This is a genomic window from Marinobacter sp. V34 (assembly GCF_055524115.1).
Genome location: NZ_JBUPZY010000012.1, coordinates 56,926 through 78,355, shown reverse-complemented (window position 1 = coordinate 78,355; position 21,430 = coordinate 56,926). Strand labels below are relative to the sequence as shown.

Here is a 21,430-nt window from a genome sequence, read left to right as displayed (position 1 = left end):
GGTAGGCTTTTGTTTCTTACCGGAAACAAATCACAGGGCAGGTATGCCAGCAACGCCATCCATTGAGCCCGGCTTTCACGCCATCCATGCGAATCATCTGGAAGACCTGCGGCGGGCTGTGGTCTGGATCTGTCGACAGAGCCCTCTGCCACCGCTGGAAAGTGAAACCTTTCTGGTACAGAGCAATGGTATTGCACAATGGCTGAAGCTGGCACTGGCTGAAGATGCGTCCGAGGACGGCGCCGATGTTGGGGTCGGCGGCCTGGGTATTGCGGCTGGCATGGATTTTCTGTTTCCCGCCCGGTTTATCTGGCAGGCCTATCGCGCGGTACTGACCTCGGAGGGCGTTCCGGAACAATCCCCCTTTGACAAATCCCGCCTGGTCTGGCGCCTGTTCCGACTACTGCCGGAGTTGATCGCGGACGACGACGTGTTTGCACCTTTGCGACGATTCATGGCCGGAACCGATACTGAAACCCGCCGCTATCAGCTCGCCGGCAAGATTGCGGATCTGTTCGACCAGTACCAGGTTTTCCGCGCTGACTGGCTGGCTGACTGGGAGGCCGGCCATGACCGCCTGAAGATGGCGCGCGGCGAAGTCCGTGAGCTGGGCGACGAGCTGCGCTGGCAGGCGGTACTGTGGCGCAGGCTGGTGGCCGATGTCGGCGAACTCGCGGGCACCAGCCGTTCACGCATCCATACCCGATTCATGGAGCAAGGGCAGACGCTGACAGCCGCAGACCGCCCCCGAAACCTGCCCCGTCGCATCGTGGTCTTCGGCGTGTCGTCCTTGCCGAAGCAGGCGCTGGAAGCATTGTCCATTCTCAGTCGGGTTAGCCAGGTGGTGCTCTGTGTCCACAACCCCAGTGAGTTTTACTGGGCCGACATCATCAGCGACCGTGACCTGCTGACGGCGGATCGCAAGCGGGGAAAAACTCATCCGGAGCTGGCCGCACTGACCGACCCTGATTCCCTCCACCAGCACGCCAACCCGCTACTGGCGGCCTGGGGCAAACAGGGGCGGGACTACATTCGCCTGCTGGACGAATTCGACAACCCCGAGGCGTATCAGGGCCGCGTTGCAACTCCGGAGGGCCGAATCGATATTTTCACGCCCCATGGAGACCTCGAAAAGCCAGCGCTGTTGCACCAGATCCAGAACGACGTTCGCTCGCTCACCTCCCAGGCAGAGATGCTGGGGCAGGCACGGACCCTCGATCCGTTCCAGGACGATTCCGTGGTGTTTCACAATGCCCACAGCCCGCAACGGGAAGTGGAAATTCTTCACGACCAGTTGCTGGCGGCGTTCAACAGCAATCCGGAACTTAGGCCCCGCGACGTGATTGTCATGGTGCCAGACGTCGATACCTACGCGCCTCACATCCAGGCGGTGTTTGGCCGTTACCCGTCGTCGTCCCGCCGCTACATCCCGTTTACCATTTCCGACCAGGGTCAGCGTCATCGCCAGCCGGTGCTGATTGCGCTGGACACCTTGATGGCACTGCCGGAAAGCCGTTTTGGCATCAGCGAAATCATCAGCCTGCTGGAGGTGCCGGCGGTGCGGAACCGCTTCGGCATCGCCGAGGGTGACCTGCCCCTGGTACGCCAATGGGTGGAAGGCGCCAACATTCGCTGGGGCCTGCACAGTGATCATCGAAGCACGCTCGATCTGCCCGAGGGCCTTGATCGCAACACCTGGCAAGCTGGTTTGCGGCGAATGTTGCTGGGTTACGGCACCGGCCGTGATGCTGCCTGGCAGGGCATCGAACCGTTCGAGGAAATCGGCGGCCTGCAGGCGGGTGTGGCGGGCAATCTTTACCGATTTATTGATCGACTGGAAGAACTCTGGCACCAGCTAAGATCTACTGCGACGCCTATGGGCTGGATCGACCGCCTGCAGTCCATCCTGGAACGCTTCTTCACGGAATTGTCTGATGACGATCTACTGCTGGTGAACCGGCTACGCCGACAGGCGGAGCAATGGCTCGAGGACTGCAACAGTGCGGGTATGGAAGACGTGGAACTACCCCTGAACATTGTGCGGGACATTCTGCTGGAAGGGTTGGAAGAAGGCGGTCTCAATCAGCGCTTCCTGGCCGGCAAAGTCAATTTCGCCACGCTGATGCCTATGCGCGCCATACCCTTCCGGCGGGTCTGCCTGCTGGGTATGAACGATGGCGACTACCCGCGTTCACGCCCTCCAGTGGATTTTGATCTGATGGCCGTGGATTACCGGCCGGGCGACCGTTCCCGCCGGGAGGACGACCGCTACCTGTTTCTGGAGGCATTGCTCTCCGCGCGGGAGCAGCTTTACATCAGTTGGGTGGGGCGAAGCATCCGCGATGACTCGGATCGGCCCCCCTCGGTACTGGTCAGCCAGCTGTGCGACCATCTGGATGCGGTGTGGCAGGTGGTGGCATCGGGTTGTAGAGCCGCTTCGGCCCTGACGATCAAACACCCGCTACAGCCGTTCAGCCGTGAATATTTTCCCGCCGGGAATCGCGGAACCGGGCAAGATGACTCAGCGGACGTGAACGACGTGCTGGCGACTCGTCGCCTGTTCACCTATGACAGCGAATGGCTCAGTGCGCACCACGCACGGGAAGCCGATGAGGTGGGAAGCGAACTGCCATTTCTGCCACCGGCGGAGCCACTGACGATTGCTGATATTGGCGCCTTCCTCAAGCGGCCGGTGGACACCTTTCACCAGCGCCGATTGCAGGTCCGGTTTACCGACGTGGAGAGCCTGGACACCGATAATGAGGCATTCGCCATGGACGGCTTACACCACTGGCGCCTGGAGGACGAACTGATTCGCCATGCGGTGATGAAATCAGGCACCGAGGACGAACTGCATCAGCGGCTGGAGGCTGCCTTAGCCGGCATGGCCCGGCGGGGCGAATTGGGCATGGGGCTGACGGAAACCGCCCTGGCCCAGCAGCTGGAAAGCCGCATGCCAGACCTGTACCGGCGCTACCAGGAAGCGCTAACACTCTGGCCAGAGCCGCGGGAAGACATCTCAGGCTTTGAGTACCGACATGAGCGTGCTGGCGCGGCGGTAACCGTCAACGATCGGCTGAGCAACCTGCGTACCCGCCCTGACGGTGACCTTTGCCGGGTGGTGATTGCCAGTAGCAATCTGTTGGAAGGAGCGACGAACTCTCGCCAGTTGCGGTTCCCGTCCCTTCTGGAGCATTGGGTGGCGCACCTGGCAGGTAATGTTCGCTATGACGCGTTCCACACCCTGGTGATCGCCAAAGAAGAAAAACGGGTCGTCAATCTGTTGCCCCTGGAAACCGCCCGCGCCAGGGAATACCTGGCCAACATCCTGGACCATTGGATTGAGGGCCAGACACGGCCGCTGCCGGCAGAGCCAGGTGCGGCCTTCGGCTACCTGCGGGGCTTGTATCCCGCCAGGGGCGAGGGCAGTGAGGACAAAGCGCTGCTGAAGGCGACGGAAGCCTACGGCAAGGCCCTGGAGCGCGACAGTGGTTACCTGCGCCGTGCCTATCCGGAGGTAGAGCAACTGTTGGCCGATGACGAATTCCCATTGTTGGTATCAGCATTGTATGAGCCACTCTGGCACGCGGAACAGGCCGGCCGGGCCAAGCCCGCCGGTGTGGGACGGGAGCGAGCGAAATGACAGAAAAAATCCGCAAACTCGATCCCCTCACACTGCCATTGCGTGGCAGCCAACTGATCGAGGCCAGTGCCGGTACCGGCAAGACCTTTACCCTGGCGTTGTTGTACGTGCGCCTGGTACTGGGCCATCGCTCCGTGGAAGAGCCCCTCGGTGAGGGCATCATGCCACCCAATCTGTTGGTGGTGACCTTCACCGAAGCTGCTACCAAGGAACTCCGGGACCGGATTCGTGCCCGCCTGACCGAAGCGGCGGCGCTGTTCGCGGCCAAACCGGAAACACAGGACACCACGGCGACGTCAAAAGACCCGCTGGTGAATCTGCGCAACGCTTGCCCAGCGGCCGACTGGCCAGCCTGCCGCCGCAAACTACTGTTGGCCGCGGAATGGATGGATGAGGCCGCCGTCTCCACTATCCATGGGTGGTGTAATCGCATGCTCAGCGAACATGCCTTCGACAGCGGCAGCCTGTTCCGTCAGACCCTGGAGACCAGCCAGACGGACCTGCTGGATGACGTAGTGAGGGATTACTGGCGCACCTTTATCTACCCCATGCCACCGGAGTTGATGGGCGAGGTGCTGGACACCTGGAAAACCCCGGAAAGCCTGCGCCAGTCCGTGCGCAACCTGTTGCCACACGTGGATGCCCTGCCAGTACCGGAACGTGACCCACTGGCCGCTGCGGAGGAAGCGAAGCGCCTGCGGGAGGTGAAGCTGCAGGCTCTGAAAGCCCCCTGGCCGGCGTGGTGTGACGAATTGGAAGAACTGTTGGCGGAAACCACGAAGCGAAAGCCCAAACCGCTGCATGGCACCACCAAAAACTCCCTTCAAAAAGCCGTGGAACACCTGCGGGAGTGGGCCACTACCGATGCGGCTGAACCTCATGAGTTCCTGTCGAGTAAACGCACCAAGGGCTTTGACACCCTGGAGGCGGAAGCATTTGCTGAAAAATGGACCGGCGAGGATGAGCCGCCGCATCATCCTGCCATGGACGCCATCACCGAACTCAAACCGGCATTGAAAACCATGCCGGTGGCAAAAGCGGACATCCTCAACCACGCCGCCTGCTGGATCGCCCGTCGCCTGGACAGCGAAAAACAGCGCCTGGCCAGTATGGGCTTTGACGACCTGCTCACACGACTGGATGCCGCCTTGGGCGGCCCCCAGGGCGAACGCCTGGCAGGTACCATTCGTCGCCAGTTTCCGGTGGCGATGATCGATGAATTCCAGGATACCGACCCGGTGCAGTACCGGATCTTCGACCGTATTTACCGGGTGGCCAGCAACGACCAGGACACCAGCCTGTTGATGATCGGTGACCCGAAACAGGCGATCTACGGTTTCCGTGGCGCCGACATCTACACCTATCTGGATGCCCGTCGGGCGGTCAGCAGCCGAACCTACACACTGGGCACCAACTACCGCTCCGCTGTTGCCATGGTAGACGGCGTCAACCGGGTATTTTCCCAGGCCGATGCGTCCCTGCCCGAAGGGGCGTTCCTGTTTCGTGCCGGAGATGACAACCCATTGCCCTTCAGCCCGGTGGCGGCCAAAGGTACCGACCGACAATGGCTTGTTAACGGGCAGCCGCGACCACCGCTGACGTTCTGGACCCTGGCCGATGAGCGCCCTATTGCCAAGGAAGCCGGCAGGGAGGCCATGGCCGAGGCTTGTGCGGCGGAGATTGCCCGCCTGTTGAATCTGGGGCAGAGCAGCGAGGCGGGTTTTGGCGCCGAGGGCACGCCGTTTGAGCCGGTGCGACCAGAGCACATGGCTGTGCTGGTCAACAAGCGTGACGAGGCGAATGCTGTCCGGCAATCATTGGGCGCTCGGGGCGTTCGCAGTGTGTACCTGTCAGACCGTAATTCCGTGCTTCAGTCGGTGCAGTCGGTGGAGATGCTGCAGTGGTTGCAGGCCTGTGCCGAACCCGGCCAGCTATCGCTGATTCGCGCGGCACTCGCCACGCCCACCATGGGCCTGGCTTATCAGGAACTGGACCGCCTGTTCAGTGACGAAAATGCGCTGGACCGCGAGATCAATCGCTTCCAGGGTTACCGTGAACTCTGGCAGCAACAAGGCGTACTACCGATGCTGCGGCGCCTGCTCATGGACTATGACGTGCCGGCGAAGCTGCTGTCCGGGCCCGACGGCGAACGCGGCCTGACCGACATCCTCCACGTCGCCGAACTGCTTCAGCAGGACAGCCAGCAGCTGGACGGTGAACACGCGCTCATTCATCACTACACCGAGATGTTGCAGGATTCTGACGATGAGGACGAACACCGTACCATGCGCCTGGAAAGCGATGCCGGGCTGGTCAAGGTGGTCACAGTCCACAAGTCCAAAGGCCTGGAGTACCCGTTGGTGTTCCTGCCGTTTGCCACCGAATTCCGCGAGGAGAAGCCGAACCAGGCGTTTATCAAGTACCACGACGACGAAGGCCGGCTGCAGATTTCCCTGGAGCCGGATGAAGATACCCTGGCCAGGGCTGACCGCGAACGACTGGGTGAGGATATTCGCAAACTCTACGTTGCCCTGACCCGGTCCCGTCACGCCACCTGGGTTGGTGCCAGCGGCATTAAAGGTTGGCGGCAGAGCGGCCTGGGGCACCTGATTGGCCGCTCTGCCAGCGATGAAGACACGGACCTGATGCCCTTCCTGCAGTCCGTGGCCACCGACGAACCTGCAATCGATGTGACGCCGATGCCTGAGCCCGGAGGCGACGTTTACGCGGGCGACGAGGAACCGGAGCTTGGCAACGCTCTGGAGCCGGTGCGGGAAGCCCGGGAAAACTGGTGGATCGCAAGCTATTCCGCGATCACCTATGGCGCCCGCGGTGGCTACGGGAATGACTTCGCACCGGCCAGTGAGGATGCGGAGCAGGAAAATTTGCGCGACGAGGACGAGCCCGTTGTGGCCGACACCCTGGCCGCAATGATTCCCGACTGGCAAGGGCCGCAACCGGTCAACCAGCATGCTTTCCCGAAAGGCTCCGGCCCCGGCACCTTCCTGCATAATATTCTGGAGTGGTGCGCGAGAGAGGGGTTTCACAAGGTGGTTAATACGCCGGATGATCTTCACGAGCTGCTGGAGCGCCGTTGCCAGTTACGCAACTGGAGTGACTGGGCTGACACCCTGAAAACCTGGATCCACACCCTGATCACCATGGACATCCCCCTTCCGGGCAGCAGCGGGACATGCGCCCTGGCAGGTCTTGGGACCTTCCGGCCGGAACTGGAGTTCTGGTTTGAAAGCCACGAAGTGAACACCCTTACTATGGACAGGCTGGTCCGCCGGCATACGCTGAGTGGTGATCCGCGTCCCGAGGCCCACCAAGCCACCTTTAACGGCATGCTGAAAGGGTTTATCGACTTGGTCTTTGAACACGAAGGCCGCTACTACGTGCTGGATTACAAGTCGAACTTCCTGGGGGAGGACGATCAGGCCTATGTCCCCGACGTGATGAAAGCGAAAATCCTTGAGAAGCGCTATGACCTGCAGTACGTCATCTACCTGCTGGCTCTGCACCGTCTGTTGAAAGCGCGCCTGCCGGACTACGATTACGACAGCCACATGGGAGGTGCCGTCTACCTGTTCCTGCGTGGCTGCGATGCACCGGGCGCCGGCGCTTTTACCGAACGACCGGACAAGGCCCTGATTGAGGAACTGGACCGGCTGTTCAGCGGCCAGGGGGAGAAAGCAGCATGACCGGAGAAAGCGGAACCATTGCGGACCTGTTCGACGCCGTTGAGCCCGAACCGGCACCACGGTTGCCCCAAACCGCTGCCGACGCTCTGGCCCTGCTGGACGAGTGGGTAGAGCGCGACTGGATTCGTGCCCTCGATCATGCCTTCGCGACGTTTGTTTGCACGATGGTCCGTGAACAGGGAGAGCAGCCGGTGGCCATGCTTGCGCTGCTGTCAGCGATGGTGTCACACCAGGTGGGGCGGGGGCACGTGTGCCTGGATGTGCGTCATCTCTGTCGTGCCACGGAACCAACGCTGGTGCTGCCGCCGGAAGGCGTCGGTTCTCTACCTGAAAACAGCCCTAGGCCGTCGGATCTGTTTGCCAGTGTCGGCGCTGACCAACTGATTGGGATGCTGGGGCAAAGCTGCGCTGTCAGCAACGGCGAGCAGGCAGCACCGCTGGTATTGGATGGCTCGCGGCTGTACCTGCGTCGATTCTGGCGCTATGAGCAGGCTATTGCCGCCGGTATTCGGGAACGTCTCGACAACCGTGTGGCGTTGACGGATACCGCGCCGTTGAAAACGGCACTGGATACCCTGTTCGGCACGGAAAACGATTCCGATGGCCCGCCGGATTATCAAAAAGTGGCCTGTGCCCTGGCAGCACGGAACCGCTTCAGTGTCATTACCGGCGGTCCCGGCACCGGTAAAACCACCACGGTAGTCAACCTGCTGGCGGCTTTGCAGTCGATGGCCTGTGAATCGGCTGAGACCGCTGGTGCCAACCCTTACCTGCGCATCCGCCTGTCGGCGCCAACCGGAAAAGCGGCCGCAAGGCTCAGTGAGTCCATCGGGGGTGCCGTTGACCGTCTGCCGCTGGAAAGCCTGCCGGGTGCACCGGATAAATCCGCCATTCCAACCCAGGTCACTACATTACACCGGCTGTTGGGCAGTCGCCCGGGTTCACGGAGTTTTCGTCACAACGAGGACAATCCGTTGCCATTAGATATCCTGGTGATTGATGAAGCGTCCATGGTGGATGTGGACCTGATGGCGTCGGTCTTTGCAGCCCTGCCCGACAAGGCCAGGCTGATTATGCTGGGGGACAAGGATCAACTGGCGTCGGTGGACGCTGGTGCGGTGTTGGGGGAGCTCTGCCAGCGCGCCGAAGGCGCACACTACCTGCCGCAAACGGCGCAATGGCTGCAAGCGGTGACCGGATGTCAATTGCCATCAGAGCTGCTGGACTCCGAAGGCCTGGCCCTGGACCAGGCGGTTGCCATGCTGCGAAAGAGCTATCGGTTTGACGAACATAGCGGTATCGGCGTGCTGGCGTCGGCCACCAATGCGGGCCAGCTCAGCAGGGAATTGATCAACCAATGCCGTAACCAGGGCTTTGAGGACGTGGCCTGGCTGACTGGTGAGAACGACATGGGGTGGTTGGCAAATCACGCCCTGACCGGCAGCCCGGAACGCTTCCACAACCAGGGCATGCAGCGCGTGGTTGGCACTGCGCCGGTTGATCCTCCGGTTGGCTATGGCCACTATTTAAAGCTGATTCGTGACCGCAAACCCAGCGCAGACGTTGAGGCGGATGGGCGTGAATCATGGGACGCCTGGGCAACCGAAGTGCTCACGGCGTTCAATCGCTTCAAGGTGCTTTGCGCGTTGCGTCAGGGGCCGTTTGGAGTGGAAGGACTGAACCATGACATTGCCGGGCGTTTACATAGTGCCGGGTTGATCGAGCGCACCGACGGTTGGTACGCCGGTCGTCCGGTACTGATCACCGGAAACGACTATAATCTGGGCCTGATGAATGGCGATATCGGTATTACCCTGAGCGTGCCCTGGGATCGTAACGACGCGGGTGAGCCGGTTGAGACCCTGAGGGTCGCTTTTCCGTCCAGTGACGGTAGCGGAGGTGTCCGATGGATATCGCCCAGCCGTTTGCAATCGATGGAAACGGTCTACGCCATGACCGTGCACAAGTCCCAGGGCTCGGAATTCACCCACGCCTGCCTGGTGATTCCGGACCGCCTGACCCCGGTGTTGACCCGGGAGCTGGTATACACCGGCATCACCCGGGCACGCCACTGGCTCAGCCTGGCGGTATGCCAGGACGGTGTGCTGAAAGAGGCAGTGGGGCGTAGCGTGATCAGGGCGTCAGGGCTGGCTGGGTTGTTGGCTTGAAGCGTCTATTGTTAACCCTTATAGGGAGAAAGCACATGAGAGGAGTCGTGTCAGTACCCGGGCATGTGGCAATTCTGTTTGCTCTGCTTTTCCTGGCCGGTTGCGTCGGGTCACCTGCCACCAGCCGTTCAGCCGATGACATCGTGGCGATGCCGTTGACCAACACCTATTGGCAGCTGTTGAGCATCGCGGGTGAACCGGTGTCGGAAACCAACGCCGACCAGAAACCCCACATTCTGTTTCTGGACGACGGCCGGGTATGTGGCTTCAGTGGCTGCAATCAATACATGGGTAACTATCAGGTCACGGGTGAGAACCTGCTGTTTGATTCCATGAGCAGCACTCGCAGGGCCTGCCCGGATAATCAGACGGAACAGTTGTTGTTCGCGGCCCTGGCGAAGACCGTTGGTGTCAATCTCGAAGGCATCGAGCTTCGGTTGTTGGGTGAAGCCGGCGAAGAGTTGGCAGTGTTCGAAGCCTCACGGATGAAATAAGGCGCCGGTCGTCAGTCGTCAGACAGGCAGTCGGTCATGAAGCCCCTGAATTCGATCACCAGCCGCGCCAGGCTGTTTTCCAGGCGGTGTCCGTCCGGAAGTACCAGCAACGGCAACTTCTGCTCCCGTGCCAGCTCAATCACCGGCATCGGCAGCACCACATCGTCGTCCCAGCCGTGAATGATCTGGGTGTGCCGGGCCTGAATCCGGGGGCTGGATTGCGGATAGGCCGACATCGCCAGAGCCGGCGCCAGAAGGAAACACCCCAGTACCGGTGTTTCTGCACTGGTGCGGGCACACACCCAGCCTCCCATGCTGGACCCGGCCAGGATGGTTCTTTCCGGCTCGGCACCCGCCTCGGAGATGGCTTCTCTCATCTGTGTGAGGCGTTCGGCGGGATCTTTCGTGCTGCGATGATCCACGGCAATCGCGGTGACACCGGAAAAGGTTTCCGCTTCTGCTTTCAGCGCCTGTACTTTGGTGCCTCCAGGGCCACTTTCCAGGCCGTGGGACAGGAAAACATGAAATTCGGGCGTGGCCATGGTTGTCTCCGGTAAGGGGTCAGTGTCGGGTGGCGGCCAGGATATCCAGCGCGTGCCGCCGTTTCTCGGGGTCGTACAGATCCACGGTAAACATCAGTTCGTCCACGTCCACAGTCTGCAATAGCCGCTCCAGCTGCTCCCGGAGAGTGTCCTCACTGCCCAGCAACTGCAGCGACAGGAAGTCCTTCACGCCTGCCTGCTCACCGCTGTTCCATAAACCTTCCATGGACTTGACCGGGGGCCGCATCCACAGTGGTTGGCCCCGGAACAGGGAAAGAATGCGCTGGTAACTGGTGGTAGCCAGGAACTGGGCCTCCTCGTCGGTGTCCGCAGGCACGGCCGGAACGGCCAGAATCACATAGGGTTTATCCAGTTGGTCCGAAGGCTGGAAGTTGTCCCGGTAAGTCTGGATCGCCTCGCGGTAAAGCCGGGGCGCGAAGTGGCCGGCAAAGGCGTAGGGTAGTCCCCGCATCGCGGCAAGCTGTGCGCTGTAAAGGCTGGAGCCCAGCAGCCAGATGGGCACATTGGTGCCGGCGCCGGGAATCGCCTTGACCGGCTGGCCCGGCTGGAGTGGCCCCAGTAAAGACTGCAGACGCGCGACATCCTCGGGGAACTGTTCTGCCCCGAGGCCGTCCCGGCGCAGCGCCCGGCTGGTTATGGGGTCGGTGCCCGGAGCTCGGCCCAGGCCAAGGTCAATCCGGCCGGGATAGAGGCTTTCCAGGGTGCCGAACTGCTCGGCGATCACCAGCGGCGGATGGTTGGGCAGCATGATACCCCCGGACCCTACCCGGAGAGAGCTGGTAGCACCGGCAATGTGCCCGACCAGTACGGCCGTTGCGGAACTGCTGATGCCTTCCATGTTGTGATGCTCGGCCAGCCAGAAGCGGTTAAAGCCCAGGCTTTCCGCATGGCGGGCGTAGGCCACGCTGTTGGCCAGGGTCTGCCCCACGGAATCGCCTTCGCGAACGGAGGCCAGCTCAAGAAGGGAATAGGCAGGGAATTGGGCGCTGGAATTCTGCGACATTGAATGCTCCGGGTTTGAACTATCCGGCAGCATAACAAAAACCGGCCCGCTGTGAAGCGGGCCGGGGGATGGTTGCCGTTACGGTGCCGGTGGCGTGTAGGACTGGGTCGAGTAGTCATCCATCGCGGGTTTGCTGATGGTGCCCTGCTCGCTGACGTAGTCCACGAAGGACTGGGCGTAGTCGAGGAAGGTGTCCTCCGAGCGGCCGTCGTCGGTGACGGTGCCGAAGGTCACATAGCCGTCCCGTCCGCCACCGGTGAAACTGTTGGTGACCACGTTCAGGGTTTCACCATCGGTGAGGGCGCGCCATTGGGTCTCGTCGCGGCCTTTTACTTCGATGTTGTACAGTTGGTCACCCTCGGCGCGGTTCATGTCCACGGTCCAGCGCAGGCCGGCGGCGTAAGGGTAGGCACCGGTGGAGCCATCGGGCGCATGGGCAAAGGCGACAGCTTCGTTCAGCACCTGGCGGATTTCGGCGCCTGTCATGGTCAGGTCGACCAGGGTATTGGCAAACGGCAACAGGGTATAGCCGTCGCCGATGGTGATGTCGCCGGCCTCAATGTCCGTGCGTACGCCGCCAGCGTTCTGGATCGACACATCGGCATTCTTGCTCTGGAACAGGAAGGCCTGGGCCACCACATTGGGGATGTCACCTCCACGCGCTCCTGTCGTGCCTGCGCAGCTGGGCAGGCTGCTGGTGCCCTGGCCGGGAATGCGATCCAGGCAGAGGTCTTCGGTTGCGGTACCCACCACCTCATTGCGGAAGGTGTCCAGTTGCTGGGTGTAGTTGGCCAGGGCGTTTGCCACGGTGGCGTCTTCGGTGACGATGCTCAACTGCGGGGCGGCTTCAACGGCGTCCATAATCGCCTGTAATTCCGCACCTTCGGGTGTGTATTCGTTACCACCGCCGTCTTCACGGACAATGTCGTCGCCCAATAGCAGGTGAGGCACACCGACACAGGATTCCACCACGCCGTCTGCATTCCATTGAACATTGAGTTCACCCACCATCTGGGAATACTGCCAGGCCTGCGCGACACAAACCTTGTCACCGTTGGCGTTGGTCAACTCGGTGGGATAGGCTCCGGAGGACGTCAGGCCGAAGTCGTCGAAGTCACCCAGCAGGGAGTGGGAATCGCCGCCAATGATCACGTCCACACCGGACAGGGCTCCGGCCAGTACCAGATCATTTTCGTACTGGTAGTGGGTTAGCAGGATGATCTTGTTGACGCCATCGGCCTCCAATTCGTTAATGGCTTCCTGGGCGCTCTCGGTTTCGTCCAGAAACTGGGTGGTATCCAGCGGGCTGGAGCTGTTCCGGGTCTTGTTGGCGATGTCGATGCCGACGATACCCACTTTCTGGCCGGCGACCTCCTTCATCACATAGGGTTTGATGTAATCGTCAACAGCGGTCGGGGCCAGGGGAGTGCCAACCTGGGGCACTACGTTGGCTGCCAGAACCGGCGTCTGGCAACTGCCGCTGGCGAGGAAATCCAGGAACTTTTTCAGGCCTTCATCGCCACGGTCGAACTCGTGGTTGCCCAGCGCAAAGGCGTCGAAACACACCAGGTTCATCAGCTCGGCATCGGCTTCACCTTCGTAGGAGGTGAAATACAAAGTGCCGGTGATGGCATCGCCGGCGTGCAGTTTCAGCACATTGTCCAGAGCCATCTCACGCTCGGCAATCTTGGCGGCGACACGGGGGAAGCCCCCGGAGGAGAACTCGGTTTCCTGCCCGGCGATGGTCAGGGACTGCGAGCCGCTTTCAAGGTGTGAGTGGTGATCGTTGATGTGGAGAACGTTCAGGCTCAGCGGGCTGGCGGTGTTATCGTTGCTGCTGTTGTCGTCATCGTCGCTGTCACAACCGACCAGTGCGATGAGAGGGAGTAATACCCAGGCTGACTTGCGGATCATTTCCTTGCTCCTGTGTTTGATTTATCCCCCGCATGTTCCGCTTACCGCATGTCAGTGATGTGATGCTTTTGTTGCCGAAATAAGAAACGCCCGCTTGGAGGCGGGCGTTAACGGATGCCGCTTGTTGTCAGCGCATGCGAACTGCTTCCAGAATGGCCTTCAAGTCCTGAAAGTTAACCTGCCCGTCCATATTGACGTCATAGTGCTCAATGGAGGCCCTGCCGAACAAGTGTGCCAGGATGAACCGGGCAACGTCGCGGCCATTGATGCGACCATCGCCGTTCAGGTCTGCCCGGTCGCCCAACGACATGGTGTCCATCTCAAGGGCGATGATCACCGGGTCATGGTCAGAGGCGCGGTAGCTGTCTGGCGCATAGAAGCTGGCCTGCTGTTCCGGCGACTTGAAGTCGGTGTTGTAGTCGAGGGCGCGGGGCTCGTCCGCGTTGATGTGCCACACAGTGGTGTCGGTCACTTTCGGTGCCAGTGAGGTGTTGGCAAGGCTGTGATCAAGGTAACCGGCCTGGCCGAAGAACACGTAGGAATACGCGCTTTCCCCATCCGCCTGGGCGACCAGGTCGGTATAGCCGTTGTTGGTCAGTGCGCGGATCGGGTCTTCCTTGGCGTAGGCATTCAGGTCACCGATGATCAGTACGTCTTTCTCGCCAGTACCGGTGGAGTCTGAGGCCAGCCAGGTTGCCAGCGCGTTCGCAGCTTGGGTGCGAGCCGGGTTCCAGCACCCCTGTCCGTCACCCTGATCAGCGTTGGCACCGTCGGCGCTGCCACAGCCCTTGGACTTGAAGTGGTTAACGGCAATGGTCACCGCATCGTCGCTGTCGATCGCGCGGAAGGTCTGGGCCAGCGGCTGGCGGTTCAGATCGTCGAACGGCGTGGTGGCGAGTGTCGCTGCGTCACCAACGGTTTTCACCCGATCGGCGTTGTAGAGAAAGCCCACCGCGATGGCGTCGCCGCCCAGTTGTGGCAGGCCTGGGTCAACATGGGACCAGTTGCTGCCGAGGCTGTCAGCCAGCTGAGCAATCGCGCTGTTTTCGCCGTAGCCGTCGTTTTCAATTTCCATCACGCCCACGATGTCGGCGTTCAACGCGTTGATGGCACTGATCAGCTTGGCTGTCTGGCGGCCCAGCTCTTCAGCATCATCGGCGCCACGTGCGGTGGGGAAGCCACCGCCCATGCCGTCGCCATTGAAATAGTTCAGTACATTGAAGGAGGCGACCACGAGGTTGCCGCTGTCTTCCAGTTCGGGGCTGGATGTGCGCGGGTTGCTCTGGGCGAGGCTGGGAGCTGACAGCGGCTGCAGGCGCCACTCGGAGAACCGGTAGTCGAGCACCCCGATCAGGTCGTTCACGGCATCACCGGCGCGAACGGTGGCGGTTGCGCTCAATTGTGGTGATGGATAGGGCACCACTGCCGGGTTCTGGCGATTGCTGCCGTCATCCAGGATCAGCCGGTCCAGGGCATTGAGCTCTTCCACGATCGCGGCGTCCTCCCCGGGCTCTGCGACACTGGTTGGAATAAAGTGCCGGCCACTGCCCAGGGTCAGGCTGCCAAAGCGGCCGAGGTCGTAGTTGTCGTTGACGGTCAGCGGCTCGTCGAAGCGGACGCGCATGGACTCAAAGGCTTCCGGGGCACCCGCGGCGGCCCAGGGCAGTGTGATGTTGATGGGGTCCGGAAGTGTTGCCGTGCCACAGTCGGCAAGGTTCGTCACATTGGTGAGTTCGGTCAGGTTGCCGAATTCGGTGACTTCGCCGGCGATCCGCAGACGCCGGCCGACCGTGACGCTCTCGCCCGGCGCATAGACAAACAGACCTTCTGATGTGCTGGGGTTGCTATCGCGCTGGTTCTCAGCAGCTTCAACGTAAAAGCCACCCAGACCGTCATCGCCGTTGAATGCAGCGGTTACGACGGCCTCTACAACAAGGCTTTCACCGGCAAGCGGGCTGACGTCACCGGTGCCCTGGATGTCGGAGATCAGGCTTGCGGGATTACCACAGGCCATGTCTGGCAACTCGGGGTCACCTGGCTCTTCGCCATCGTCAAACCCGTTTCCAAGATCATCGAAACTGTCCACGGCAAAACTGTCGAAGACGGCGGCTGGGTCGTATGCATCGTCGGGGTTGTTGTCCGCGCTGGTGCCGTCACGGCGACGCAGGGTCTGGTTCTGGGTGCGGACGGTGTCGCCCCAATAGCTGCCGGGATCAACGCCGACCTGCCCGATGCTATCGGCAACCACGCCCCCGTTCAGCAACAGCACGGCGTCGTCACCATTGAAGAGGCCGGCTCCCGTTGTCTGGTCGGCAACCGCGAGGATGGCGGGGTCGGACTGACTGTGGGCAAAAACGAAGGTGCCACTGGGGGCAACCGTTCCTTCAAGGTTGACGGTCAGGCCCGCGGCGTTGCTGCCGTTGTAGAACACCTGGAGCTCCCAGGCGGTGAGATCAACATCGCTGGTGCCGGTGTTGAGCAGTTCAATGGCTTTGTTGTTGCTGGAGCCTTCCACGTATTCACTGATCACCAGCCCGGCATAGGCGGGGGCGGTGAGGGCGCTGGCAATGGCAGTCACCAGCACACACTGTTTTATCGTCATGGTTCTTTCCCTGATTGGTCATTGAAGTTGTCGGGGGCGATCGGCGCCGCCTGTTCCAGTCTGGGAAAGGACTGTGACGAGGGGATGTTGGTTTTGTGAATCAGTCATTAATGATATCGATATCCATTTGCATTTGAGGAACAATGATCCGCTTTCGAAAAGGCCTCCTGCATCATTAAGGAACACGTGTGACCACATCCGCGCTAGCCAAACGCCAGCTACCCACGGGTATCTGGATCCTCGGGTTTGTCAGCCTGCTGATGGATATTTCATCGGAGATCATTCACAGCCTGTTGCCGATCTATCTGGTTTCCGTTCTTGGCGCCAGTGCTCTGATGGTGGGGCTGATCGAAGGCGCGGCGGAAGCGACAGCGCCTATCATCAAAGTGTTCTCGGGCGTGCTGAGTGACTACCTTGGTAAGCGCAAGGGGTTGGCTGTTATAGGGTACGGTCTGGGCGCACTGACCAAGCCAGTATTTGCCCTCGCACCAGGGCTGGGATGGATTCTGGCGGCCCGGCTTACCGATCGTGTGGGAAAGGGAATCAGGGGTGCGCCTCGAGACGCCTTGGTGGCCGACCTCGCACCCCCTGAAGTACGTGGGGCGGCCTATGGCCTGCGTCAATCCCTGGACACCGTGGGGTCGTTTCTCGGCCCCCTGCTGGCGATCGGCCTGATGCTGCTTTGGCAAAACGACTATCAGGCAGTGTTCTGGGTGGCAGTGTTACCCGCGGCGTTGGCAGTGATGTTGTTGGTGGTTGGTATTCGCGAACCGGAAAAGCCCATCTCCGAACGGCGTGCCAATCCCATAAGCCGTGCAAGCCTGAAGCAGTTGAGTCGTGCCTACTGGGCGGTGGTGGCAATTGGTGCCGTGTTTACCCTGGCGCGGTTCAGCGAAGCTTTCCTGTTGTTGCGTGCCGAAGACATGGGATTGGGTGTCGCCTGGCTGCCCGTCATTCTGGTGGTCATGAACATTGCCTATTCTGTGTCGGCTTACCCGTTTGGCAAGCTTTCTGACCGTATGGACCATCGCCAGCTACTGATCATGGGGCTGGTGGTATTGCTCGTAGCGGATCTGGTGCTGGCGCTGGGTAACCACTGGCTGTGGACGCTTGTCGGCTCCGTTATCTGGGGGCTGCACATGGGGATGACACAGGGACTGCTCGCGACGATGGTTGCTCACACGGCACCGAAAGCGCTGCGCGGCACAGCATTTGGCTTTTTCAATCTGGTTGGCGGTGTTGCCCTGTTTCTGGCCAGTGCGGTTGCTGGACTGTTATGGACCTGGGCTGGCCCCGCGCTTACGTTTTACGCCGGCGCCGCCTTTTGCCTGCTGGCCATTGGCTTGATGATGTGCCAGAGGAAGACTGCTGTGGAGCCGACCTAGGCCCACCAGGCTGGCAGCAGGTTGCGGATCTGCGGTTGCAGGAAGCGGTCGTCGATCAGCCAGATCACGCCGGTGTCCTCCGGTGTGCGGATCACCCGGCCGGCGGCCTGAGCGACTTTCTGCAGGCCAGGAATCAGGTAGGTGTAGGCATGGCCGGCACCGAAGCGTTGCTCGAGTCGCTGGCGCAGGATTTCATGCCAATGGTCGAAGGGCGGCAGGCCGAGCGTCGCCACGAAAGCGCCGATGAGGCGGTCGCCGGGCAGGTCGATGCCTTCACTGAAAACGCCGCCAAGTACAGCCAGGGCGACGCCGGCATTGTCCTCGTTGAAATCGTCAAGAAATGCCGTGCGCTCATCGGCAGACATGCCAGGGCGTTGGGCTCGAAGCGGCAGGTCGGGCGCCTGTTGTTGGAGAGTCTCCCGTATCCGGTTGAGGTAGGAAAAGCTGCTGAAGAACGCCAGGTAGTTGCCGGGCCGCTGCTGGTATTGCCGGTGGATCAGTTCCGCAATGGGCGTTAGCGACCGTTCCCGGTCCGGCTGCCGGGTGCTGATGTCCGGGGTGAAGTGAACCTCTAGCTGGTCGCTGGTAAAGGGGCCGGGCAGGGAGCGGAAACAGGTGTCCTCCGGCATGCCGAGCAGGTCCCGGTAGTAGATGCCGGGGGACAGGGTCGCGGAGAACAGCAGCGTGCTGTCTGCGGCCTCGAAGCGCGGGGCCAGGAAATCCGCCGGGATCAGGTTCTGGATGGTAAGCCTGGCCTTGCCTCGTGCCGGCCTGACGAACTCGCACAGGGAATGGTCGCCGAACACCTCCGCCAGCTTGGTAAAACCCAGGCTTTCGAACATCAGCTCTTGCAGGGCAAGGTCTGGCGGATGGTCTGCCAGGTAATCGGTAATGGCAGAGACCAGACGGTTCAGGGCGCCGGTCAGTGAGCCCGGAAGATTGTCCAGTATCACCGGTTCGCGGCTGATGTCGGGGGAATGGTCGCGTATCACCGATTGCCAGGCTCGAGAGACACCATCCAGTTTTGACTTCAGAGCCTTGGGCGCCTGCTTTCGGACCCTCAGCAGGCGGGCCTGGCTCAGTTCCACCGAGTACATGCCTCGGGCTCGGTCCACCAGATTGTGGGCCTCGTCGATCAGCAGGCTGGCTTTCCAATCGTTCTGCCGGACCAGGGCATGGAGCAGGGCGGACTGGTCAAACATCCGGTTTACATCGGCCACCACCACATCGCACCAGCGGGCCATTTCCTGGGCCAGAAAATAAGGGCAGAGTCCGTGTTGGTGGGCGATGTCTGCCAGTACCGTCTGGGTCAGGGCGCCGGTGTGATTGGCGGCATCTTTGCGCGCGGCCGGCAGCCGATCGAAGAAACCCTTGGCCAACGGGCAGGCGTCACCGTGGCATGCCTTGTCCGGATGCTCGCAGGCATGATCCTTGGCAACCAGTTCCAGGGTTCGCAGTGGTAACGGGCCGGGTTGTTTCTCACGTAACAGGTGAATGGCATCGACGGCCAGATGCCGGGCAGTGTTGCGGCTGGTGAGGTAGAACAGGCGGTCCTGTCGGGCCGTTGGCATCGCCATCAGGGCTGGGAAAAGGGTGCCGAGCGTTTTACCGAGGCCTGTGGGGGCTTCCAGCAACAACGTTTGTTGGCGGAGACTGTTCTTGTAGACGGTTTCCGCCAGGGCGCGCTGTTGTGGACGGAAATCCGGGAAGGGAAAGGCCAGGTTTGTCAGAGCCTGATCCCGCTCATGCCGGTGATTGGCCTCCTGCTCTGCCCAGTCGCTGTAACGTTCACAGAGGGTTTCCAATTCCTGCCAAAGTGTCTCCGCGAGGGCGGTTTCGGTGATGGGGGTTTCCTTGTCCTTGCCGACGTCGTAGTAGATCAGGGAAAGATCGATCTCGCTTCGATTTTCCTGTCGGCACAGTAACGCTCCGTAGGCCCGCAGCTGTGCACGGTGGAGGTTGCGCTGGGCTTCCCGTACGCGGGACAGGTCGCCCCGGTGGGTCTTGATTTCCTCCAGTCGACCCGCGATGGGGTCGTAGCCATCGGCCCGCCCGCTGACCATCAGTTTGCCGCATTGGCCGGCCAGGGCCACTTCGCTTTGATACCTTGGGCCGCGACGGGCCTGCACCGCGCCGTGGCCGGCAATGCCTTCTTCCGAAGTGGGCGCCGGGGTGTAGCGCAGGTCCAGATCGCCTTGGCGGGCTGCGAATTCGCACAGCGTTCGTACCGCGACGTTGAATTCACTCATTCGGCCACCTTCTGCCAGCGCACGTAGCAGACGGACACGGGAATGCCGTGGTCAACGCAGAACTCCAACCACCGGATCTGATGATCCTGCAGGCGGTCGCCAGGGCCTTTGACTTCGATCATTTCGTAGCGTCGGTTTGGGTTGGTGTGGCCGGGTTGAAAGCGGATCAGGTCAGGAAAGCCGCTTCGGTGTTCGCGCACGTTGCCTAATAGACGCCGAAACATCAGCTCCAGGTGTTGGGCCGGGATGCATGCCAACGCCAGCTCAAGCAGTTCCTCTGAGAGTACGGGCCAGATTACGAACGGTGAGGCGATGCCCTGTTTTTCCTGCCAGGTATTGCGGATTCGGGTTTTGTAATCGTCAGAAGCCAGCGTATCGAAACAGTCGTCAAACAGCGCTTGCCGCCGTTCCACAAAATCCTCCCGGTATAGGTCGACCGGCCCGGTGTGGAACGGATGGAAGAAAGCGCCGGGTAGAGGTTCGAACAGGGCGGGCCAGCAGAGCAGCCCGAACAGGCCGTTGATAAGGGTGTTTTCCACATAGACAGCGGGCGTGTCGGGTTCGGTCAGGTGTTGCATGGCAGCCCACTCCACGGAGTGGGGGGCCGGATTGTCCAGTTTCAGTGTGAACGTCGTCAGCTCCGGACGGGCCCCTTGCCGGGGGAGATCCTCTCCCAATTTTTTCGCCAACCGGTTCAGAAGGCGTTCAAGCCCCCGTTCCTCGGCGCCGAACCTGGGTTTGCGGGTGGCAGCCAGGGCAATGTTCCAGGCCTCACGGTGCTGCTTAAGCCGCTCCAGCAGTCGCAGTTGTCGCAGGCGAGCCTCGCGATGCCCGCTTTGACGATAGGCTGCCAGTGCCAGATCTGTGTTGCCGCCGCGTTCCGCCAGTTTGCCCAGCTCGAATAACAAACGGCCGCGCCGGCTTTCCAGCCAGGCATTCTCGTTGGCCGTGGGGATGTCCTGCCATACGGTTTCTGGCGGTTCGCCCTGGTCCAGGCGTTCACGGCAGCGGTGCATCACCAGGTAACGATCCACGTCGTCACGTTCGTCGAACGCCCGGGACTCGGCGGAAAGCGGAACCTTCTCATACTGCTGGTGACCCAGTTCCACCAGTACGAAATCGGACCAGCTCTGGCGCAGGTTGCCGAAAAACATCAGCCTCAGGCGGTCGAACAGGGCCATGTGGCTCAGCCGGACCACCTGTGTGGGGGTCTCCGGTAGCCAGCGTTCCACCGGCGCGGGGTCGGGGTACAGTGGAATCAGAGTGTCTTTCAGGAGCCCCTTGGCGGTTGCAACTGGCAGGCCGGCAGCCGATATCCGGTCCGCGAGGGCGGCACGAAGCTCGGCGAGGGTGAAAAGACGAAACAGCTCCGCAAGCGGGATGCACGGATTGTCTTCAGCCCAGCCGTTGTGGGATAGCGTGCTTACAGCGTCTTTCATTGGCACACCGATCTCCGGGTAGTTGAACTTTTCCACCCGGAACAGTTCACCCGTTCGCATGACCATTCGAACCAATAGGGCCCTTGCCGGCTGATCCAGGTTCAGCAGGCCATCTATCTGCGCGGTTTCATCGGCGGTCAGTAAATCACTGTGGTAGTGCCGCACCCAGCGAACCACGGTCTCGAAGTTTTCGAGATAGTACAGCGGATTGTCCAGGTCGGCAGTGCCGGGAATGTCGGTGTGCTGGTCTGATGCGGGGAGCATGG

At 61.2% G+C, this 21,430-nt stretch carries 11 protein-coding genes; 5 read left to right on the top strand and 6 right to left on the bottom strand.

Going from position 1 to position 21,430, the window contains the following annotated elements:
• The first annotated feature begins 43 nt into the window (after positions 1-43).
• Genes recC through AC0B60_RS17755 form a run of 4 tightly spaced genes read left to right on the top strand, consistent with a single transcriptional unit; the run spans position 44 to position 10,009 of the window.
• On the top strand, positions 44-3,643 hold the full coding sequence (recC, locus tag AC0B60_RS17770) for an exodeoxyribonuclease V subunit gamma (RefSeq protein WP_465087242.1): 3,600 nt from the start codon (positions 44-46) through the stop codon (positions 3,641-3,643).
• On the top strand, positions 3,640-7,347 hold the full coding sequence (gene recB, locus AC0B60_RS17765; RefSeq protein ID WP_465087241.1) for an exodeoxyribonuclease V subunit beta: 3,708 nt from the start codon (positions 3,640-3,642) through the stop codon (positions 7,345-7,347). The genes recC and recB overlap by 4 nt, the downstream gene beginning before the upstream one ends.
• Positions 7,344-9,515: an exodeoxyribonuclease V subunit alpha gene (gene recD / locus AC0B60_RS17760; RefSeq protein ID WP_465087240.1), complete on the top strand. Its 2,172-nt coding sequence runs from the start codon at positions 7,344-7,346 to the stop codon at positions 9,513-9,515. The genes recB and recD overlap by 4 nt, the downstream gene beginning before the upstream one ends.
• 35 nt (positions 9,516-9,550) lie before the next feature.
• Positions 9,551-10,009 (top strand): META domain-containing protein, encoded by a 459-nt coding sequence (locus tag AC0B60_RS17755; RefSeq protein ID WP_465087239.1) that lies wholly within the window; start codon positions 9,551-9,553, stop codon positions 10,007-10,009.
• A gap of 11 nt (positions 10,010-10,020) precedes the next feature.
• Here the strand turns inward: AC0B60_RS17755 and AC0B60_RS17750 are convergent, their stop codons facing one another.
• The 4 genes from AC0B60_RS17750 to AC0B60_RS17735 all read right to left on the bottom strand — a co-directional run bounded on the left by AC0B60_RS17750 (position 10,021) and on the right by AC0B60_RS17735 (position 16,091).
• Positions 10,021-10,551, bottom strand: a complete 531-nt coding sequence (locus tag AC0B60_RS17750) for an alpha/beta fold hydrolase (RefSeq protein WP_465087238.1) — start codon at positions 10,549-10,551, stop codon at positions 10,021-10,023.
• A 19-nt stretch (positions 10,552-10,570) separates the two neighbouring features.
• Positions 10,571-11,575: an LLM class flavin-dependent oxidoreductase gene (locus AC0B60_RS17745; protein WP_465087237.1), complete on the bottom strand. Its 1,005-nt coding sequence runs from the start codon at positions 11,573-11,575 to the stop codon at positions 10,571-10,573.
• A 78-nt stretch (positions 11,576-11,653) separates the two neighbouring features.
• Complete coding sequence (gene nadN / locus AC0B60_RS17740) at positions 11,654-13,489, bottom strand: NAD nucleotidase (RefSeq protein ID WP_465087236.1); 1,836 nt, start codon at positions 13,487-13,489, stop codon at positions 11,654-11,656.
• A gap of 127 nt (positions 13,490-13,616) precedes the next feature.
• Positions 13,617-16,091, bottom strand: coding sequence for an ExeM/NucH family extracellular endonuclease (locus AC0B60_RS17735; protein ID WP_465087235.1), 2,475 nt, complete (start codon positions 16,089-16,091; stop codon positions 13,617-13,619).
• Between the two features lie 188 nt (positions 16,092-16,279).
• Between AC0B60_RS17735 and AC0B60_RS17730 the strand changes: the two genes are divergently transcribed.
• Complete coding sequence (locus AC0B60_RS17730) at positions 16,280-17,476, top strand: MFS transporter (protein ID WP_465087234.1); 1,197 nt, start codon at positions 16,280-16,282, stop codon at positions 17,474-17,476.
• Here AC0B60_RS17730 and AC0B60_RS17725 read toward each other — a convergent pair.
• Both AC0B60_RS17725 and AC0B60_RS17720 read right to left on the bottom strand, forming a co-directional pair.
• On the bottom strand, positions 17,473-19,725 hold the full coding sequence (locus AC0B60_RS17725) for an ATP-dependent DNA helicase (protein WP_465087233.1): 2,253 nt from the start codon (positions 19,723-19,725) through the stop codon (positions 17,473-17,475). The two genes, AC0B60_RS17730 and AC0B60_RS17725, sit on opposite strands and share 4 nt — an antisense overlap.
• Entirely contained in the window at positions 19,722-21,428 is a 1,707-nt protein-coding gene (locus AC0B60_RS17720; RefSeq protein ID WP_465087232.1) for a VRR-NUC domain-containing protein, read from the bottom strand. The genes AC0B60_RS17725 and AC0B60_RS17720 overlap by 4 nt, the downstream gene beginning before the upstream one ends.
• Between the last annotated feature and the right edge of the window lie 2 nt (positions 21,429-21,430).